This window comes from Pseudomonas brassicacearum subsp. neoaurantiaca (genome assembly GCF_013608025.1).
Taxonomy (GTDB): Bacteria; Pseudomonadota; Gammaproteobacteria; order Pseudomonadales; family Pseudomonadaceae; genus Aquipseudomonas.
Window position 1 is genome coordinate 615 of record NZ_VDLV01000056.1, and the last position, 822, is coordinate 1,436.

At 60.8% G+C, this 822-nt stretch carries 1 pseudogene; it reads left to right on the plus strand.

The window, feature by feature from the left end:
* A pseudogene (locus FHK92_RS25295) lies at positions 1–822 on the plus strand (immunoglobulin-like domain-containing protein); the annotation flags it as partial.

Genomic DNA, 822 nt, shown 5'->3' on the forward strand with positions numbered 1-822 from the left:
CGCCAGCGAAACCATTACCGAAGGCGGTCAGATCACTTACACCGCGACGCTGACTAACCCAGCGCAAACGCCAGTGACTGTGACCCTGAGCAACGGCGCCGTGATCAACATCGCTGCGGGCGCCACGACTGGTACCGTGGCTGTCGATACTCCGGCGAACGACGTCTACAACAATGGCAGCACTGTCAGCACCACTATCACCGGTACCTCCGGCGGCAACTTCGAAAGCCTAGTGCCAAGCACCACGCCTGCGGTCACCACCATTACCGATTCGGCTGATGCCACTGGCCTGACCTTGTCTGCCAGCGAAACCATCACCGAAGGCGGCCAGATCACTTACACCGCGACGCTGACTAACCCAGCGCAAACGCCAGTGACTGTGACGCTGAGCAACGGCGCCGTGATCAACATCGCTGCCGGACAAACTACCGGCACCGTCGCTGTTGATACTCCTGCAAACGACGTCTACAACAACGGCAGCACCGTCAGCACCACCATCACTGGCGCAACGGGTGGCAACTTCGAGAACCTGGTGCCAAGCACCACGCCAGCCGTCACCACGATCACCGACTCGGCTGACACCACTGGTCTGACCTTGTCTGCCAGCGAAACCATTACCGAAGGCGGCCAGATCACCTACACCGCGACGCTGACCAATCCAGCGCAAACGCCGGTCACCGTGACCTTGAGCAACGGCGCGGTCATCAACATCGCTGCCGGACAAACCACCGGCACCGTGGTTGTCGACACCCCGGCCAATGACGTCTACAACAACGGCAGCACCGTCAGCACCACGATCACCGGTACCTCCGGCGGCAACTT